This is a genomic window from Azospirillum sp. B506, from assembly GCF_000333595.1.
Taxonomy (GTDB): Bacteria; Pseudomonadota; Alphaproteobacteria; order Azospirillales; family Azospirillaceae; genus Azospirillum.
Window position 1 is genome coordinate 1 of the sequence record NZ_BADK01000406.1, and the last position, 2,489, is coordinate 2,489.

The 2,489-nt window shown below is 69.2% G+C and carries 3 protein-coding genes; 1 reads left to right on the forward strand and 2 read right to left on the reverse strand.

Translation table 11 applies throughout. The annotated features are described in order from the left end of the window. A partial coding sequence (locus I71_RS12460) for a sensor histidine kinase (protein ID WP_211098378.1) occupies positions 1–670 on the forward strand: 670 nt, incomplete at its 5' end. 67 nt (positions 671–737) lie between these two features. Here the strand turns inward: I71_RS12460 and I71_RS12465 are convergent. Both I71_RS12465 and I71_RS12470 read right to left on the reverse strand, forming a co-directional pair. Continuing rightward, positions 738–1,952, reverse strand: a complete 1,215-nt coding sequence (locus I71_RS12465; RefSeq protein ID WP_042695178.1) for a PP2C family protein-serine/threonine phosphatase — start codon at positions 1,950–1,952, stop codon at positions 738–740. 110 nt (positions 1,953–2,062) lie between these two features. Further along, on the reverse strand, positions 2,063–2,489 hold a 427-nt coding region (locus I71_RS12470; protein WP_211098379.1), incomplete at its 5' end, for an ABC transporter substrate binding protein.

A 2,489-nucleotide genomic window follows, 5' to 3' on the forward strand; every position in this document is an offset into this window, starting at 1 on the left:
CCCACGAAATCAGCCAGCCGCTGGCCGGGCATCGTCACCAGCGCCGGCGCCCGGCCAACGCTGGCTGAAGGCTCCCACACCTGACGTGGCGGAGGCGCTGTCGAACCTGGAGGACATCCGTAGCGCCGGACTGCGCGCCGCCGACATCCTGCGTGCGCTTCGGTCACTGGCGAAGCAGGCGCCGCCGGTGCTGGAACCGCTGTGCGTCGATCCGCTGGTGGAGGAAGTGCTGACCCTGACCGCTGACGAGATCGGCAAGCGCGGCGTCCGCCTGACCGCCGACCTCCGCGGCAACGGGGCACAGGTGTGGGGTGACCGCACCCAGCTGCAGCAAGTGGTGCTGAATCTCGTCACCAACGCCCTGGACTCGATGGCTGTCGATGGGGGCGTCCGTGGGGCTGCTCATGCCCGGAAGCGCGAGATGCTGGTGGAAAGCCGGGTGGCGGACGGCGTGCTCGCGGTCAGCGTCACCGACACTGGCAGCGGCATTTCCCCCGACATCCTGGCGCGGATCTTCGATCCCTTCTTCACCACCAAGGACAGCGGCATGGGGATGGGGCTGTCCATCTGCCGCTCGGTCATGGCCGCCCATGGCGGGACCTTGTCGGCGCACAGCGACGAGGCCGGCAGCCGCTTCACCTTTACGCTGCCGGTCGTCGCAGCGGGGTGACCGCGCCGCGGGGGGCATCCCCGCTCGCGTCCCCGGCCTGCATTCTGATGGAAAGTCCCTGCCGGGTTCAGTCTTCAACCCGGCGCAGGGCCACGATGCTCCGGTCCAGTGCCAGCGGGGCGGAGTCGACGAAGGCCGCCACCTCCTGGCGCAGGGACGTCACCAGCTGGGACGGCGCGACTCCCGCCAGTCCGTCCAGCAATTTGCGCAGGCGCTGCTCTCCCAAGCGGTTCGAGGCCGCATCCGTGGCTTCGACGACTCCGTCGCTGAGCGCCACCAGCGTCTCGTTCTTCAGCAGTTGGAACGGGTGCGTCGTATAGACCGCCTCGGCGGTCAGGCCCAGCGGCCGTCCGCAGGGAGCGGGCACGGGCGTCACCCCGCGCGCCGGCCCGACCGCCAGGATGTCGGCATGACCAGCATTCGCGATCCGGGCCAGGCCGGTCTGCGGATCGAACAGGCAGAACAGTGTTGCGGCGGTGCCCACCCGTCCGCCTTCCGCCCTGCCGCCTTCCACCGCCGTGCCGCAAACCGCCGCGTTGAGTTGCTGGAGAATCGAAGCCGGGTCCGGATCGGATCCCTCCAGACCGGCACGGTCGACAGCCTGCCGCACCAGGGTGACGATCCGCGCCGCCGCCAGCGGCGCCGACAGGCCGTCTCCCGCCGCGGTTCCGGTCAGGACGGCCACGCCGCCGTCGCGCAGCGCGAAAAGATCGAGGAAATCTCCCCCGCCGCCCGGTGCCGGGTCGTAGCCGATGGCATGCCGGACGGGGAAGGAGGGACCCGGCGGCGGCAGAACCGGCGAGGCCATCGCTTGCAGCAGGAGGCGGGCCGCCTCGCGCTCCCGGCCGGTCCGCTCCGCGACGGCCTGGACCTGCTTGCGCAGCCGGTGCCGTTCCAGGCAGTCGTTGACGCGCCCTTCCAGCAGGCGGGCGTTGAAGGGCTTGGGAAGATAGTCCGCGGCGCCAAGATCGAGGCAGAGCACGGTTTCCTCCATGTTGGTCAGGGAGGAAATAACGACGACCGGCGTGTCGGACAGATGGCCGTCCTTCGTCAACCGTCGCAGCACCTCGGTCCCGCTGAGCCTGGGCAGGTTGAGATCGAGGAGGATGAGGTCGAACGGCGTGGCCTTCGCCAGATCCAGGGCCTGGCGCCCGTCCGCGGCCACCACGACATCGGTGAATCCGGCCTTGCGCAGATAGAGGACGATCAACTCCTGGCTGAACTGGTCATCCTCGACCAGGAGCAGACGCTCGGGGCGCGAGTCGGAGGCGGGCTGCGTCATGACGTCTAAACTCCGTCTTTCGGTCCGCCGGAACGGAGTCCCGGCGGACCTCGCAAGCAAATTGCGGACTGTCCGGATGCAGGCGGCCCCCGTCGGGGCCGATCCCCGCCTCAGGGATTGGTGACGGCGTCGGCCGGAACGGCGACCTTGCGCAGGTCGGCGGTCGATTTGGACACGATCAGCTTCGGCTGCGGCAGGACCACCGGCATCTTGCGGGCATCCTCACCCTTCAGCACCTTGGCGATCATCTCCGCCGCCGTGCCGCCCATGTCCTCGACCAGCGGCGTGTAGGCGGCCAGCCACTTGTTCAGCACGAAGGTCTGGGTGCCGCCGAACAGGTTGACCCGGTCGCCGACGGCCTTCTGGATGTCCCCGGCCTTCGATCCCAGGTAGCTGTCGGCGCCGGCATAGACCGCATCCACCGTCAGCTTGCCGGATTTGATCTCGGCCATGACCTCGTCCAGCGCATCGGTGTCGGGAGCGACGCGGCGCGAGGTCAGCTCGACACCGTTCTTGCACTCCATTCCTGACTGCGCC